The sequence below is a fragment of the Corallococcus terminator genome (assembly GCF_003611635.1).
GTDB classification, from domain to species: Bacteria; Myxococcota; Myxococcia; order Myxococcales; family Myxococcaceae; genus Corallococcus; species Corallococcus terminator.
On record NZ_RAVZ01000595.1, the window covers coordinates 1 to 2,625 of the forward strand.

Annotated in this window: 1 protein-coding gene; it reads left to right on the forward strand. The window is 70.8% G+C overall.

Features of this window, described 5'->3' with window-relative positions; translation table 11 throughout:
* Positions 1–2,625 (forward strand): condensation domain-containing protein (locus tag D7V88_RS40525; protein WP_147449110.1); only part of this gene is annotated, 2,625 nt, incomplete at both ends.

Genomic DNA, 2,625 nt, shown 5'->3' on the forward strand with positions numbered 1-2,625 from the left:
GCTCCTCCCCGGGCGCCCGCCTCTACCGCACCGGTGACAAGGTGCGCTGGCTGCCCGATGGCTCGCTCGACTTCCTGGGCCGCACCGACTTCCAGGTGAAGCTGCGCGGTTTCCGCATCGAGCCCGGTGAAGTCGAAGCCGTCCTGCGCTCCGTCCCCGGCGTGCGCGATGCCATCGTCGTCGTCCGCGAGGACTCCGCCGACGACAAGCGCCTCGTCGCCTACGTCGTCGCCTCCAACGTCTCTCCCACCGAGCTGCGCGCACACCTCCAGCAGAAGCTGCCCGAGTACATGGTCCCCGCGGCCTTCGTCCTCCTGGACGCCCTGCCCCTCAACGCCAACGCAAAGGTCGACCGCAAGGCCCTCCCCGCGCCGGAGGCACCCACCTCCTCCGCCGAGCGCTTCGTCGCCCCGCGCAACGCCACCGAGCAGCAGCTCGCCGCCATCTGGGCGGAGGTGCTGCGCCTGAAGACGGTCGGCATCCACGACAGCTTCTTCGAGCTGGGCGGCCACTCACTGCTGGCCACGCAGATCGTCTCCCGCGTGCGCGCCGCCTGCGGTGTGGAGTTGCCCCTGGGCGACCTCTTCGCCGCCCCGACCATCGCGGAGCTGGCCGCACGCGTGGAAGCCCTGCGCCCGCACGGCGCCGCCTCCGCGCCCCCGTTGTCGCCAGTCCTCCGCACCCAGGCACTGCCGCTGTCCTTCGCGCAGCAGCGACTGTGGTTCCTTGATCAGCTCCAGCCCGACAGCGCCTTCTACAACGTGCCCAGCCTCGTATGGCTGGAGGGTGCGCTGGACACGCGCGCGCTCGAACAGGGTCTGCAATCCCTGGTGGAGCGCCACGAAGTGCTGCGCACCACCTTCCCGCGACAGGGCGACGCGCCCGTCCAGCACATCCACACGGCGGGGCTGTCGTCGCTGCCCGTCATCGACCTGACGCACCTGGCCCCCGAGGCCCGCGAGCACGAGGCCCGGCGGCTGGCTTCCGAGGAAGCCCAGCGCCCGTTCAACCTGACCACCGGTCCCGTGATGCGGGCCACCCTGTTGCGGCTGGAGCCCACGCGGCATGCCCTGCTCCTGACGCTGCACCACATCGTCTCGGACGGCTGGTCCATGGGCGTGATGGTGCGAGAGCTGGCCGCCCTCTACCGCGCCTTCGCTTCCGGCGAAGCTCCCACCCTCGCGCCACTGCCGGTGCAGTACGCCGACTTCGCCTCCTGGCAGCGCCAGTGGCTCCAGGGGGATGTCCTCCAGGCTCAGCTCGACTTCTGGCGTCACCAGCTCGCGGGCGCTCCCTCCGCCCTGGAGCTGCCCACCGACAGGCCTCGTCCCACCATCCAATCCTTCCGCGGCGCCTCGCTTCCCGTGCACCTGCCGCGGGCCCTGGCCGACCGGGTGCGGGCGCTGGCCCAACAGGAAGGCGCCACGCCCTTCATGGCGCTGCTGGCCTCCTTCCAACTCCTGCTCTCCCGCTACGCAAACCAGGACGATGTCTGCGTCGGCGCTCCCATCGCCAACCGCAACCGCGCGGAGACCGAAGGCCTCATCGGCTTCTTCGTCAACTCCCTCGTCCTGCGCTCGCGCATCGACTCCTCCGCTTCCTTCCGCTCCCTGCTGCGCCAGGTGAAGCGCTCCACCCTGGCCGCCTACGAGCACCAGGACCTCCCCTTCGAGAAGCTCGTCGAGGAGCTCCAGCCCCAGCGCGACCTGAGCCGCTCGCCCCTCTTCCAGGTCATCTTCGCGCTCCAGAACGCCCCCATGGGCGAACTGGAGCTGCCCGGCCTGCGCCTGCGTCCGCAGGAGGCCGACACCTCCAGCGCCAAGTTCGAGCTGGACCTCAGCCTCCAGGAGACGGCCGATGGCTTCTCCGGCTCTCTGGCCTACAGCACGGATCTGTTCGACGCCTCCACCGTCGCGCGGATGATGGAGCACCTCGGCGTGCTGCTCGACGCCGTGTGTGAACGGCCTGACGCGCCGCTGGCCAGCGTGTCGCTGCTGACCGGCCCTGAACGCCAGCGCGTGCTGGGCGACTGGAACGCCACCGCGCGCGACTACCCCCGCGAGCCGTCCCTGTCCGCCCTCTTCTCGCGTCAGGCCACGCGCACTCCGGACGCCATCGCCCTCGTGCAGGGCGAAGAGCACCTGACGTACTCCCAGCTCGACACGCTTTCGAACCAGCTCGCGTGGCACCTGCGAGAGCTGGGGGTCCGCCACGGCTCCCGCGTCGCGCTCTCCGTGGAGCGCTCCTTCGAGCGCATCGTCTCCGTCCTCGCCATCCTCAAGGCCGGGGCCGCCTACGTCCCCGTGGACGCATCCCATCCCCGCGAGCGTCTGGCACTGATGCTCCAGGATGTCGGCGCCAGCCTCCTCATCACCCAGGCGCGGTCCGCCGACGCGCTCGCGTCCCTCTTCCCCGCCACCGTTCGCCTGGAGTCCGACTGGCGCGCCGGACTGGCGTCGCAGTCGGAGTCCTCGCCCGAGGTCCCCGGACTGGACGGAGACAGCCTGGCGTACGTGATGTTCACGTCGGGCTCGACGGGCCGTCCCAAGGGCGTGTGCATCCCCCACCGCGCCGTCGTGCGTCTGGTCTGCGGCAACGACTTCATGCGCTTCGGGCCCCAGGAGG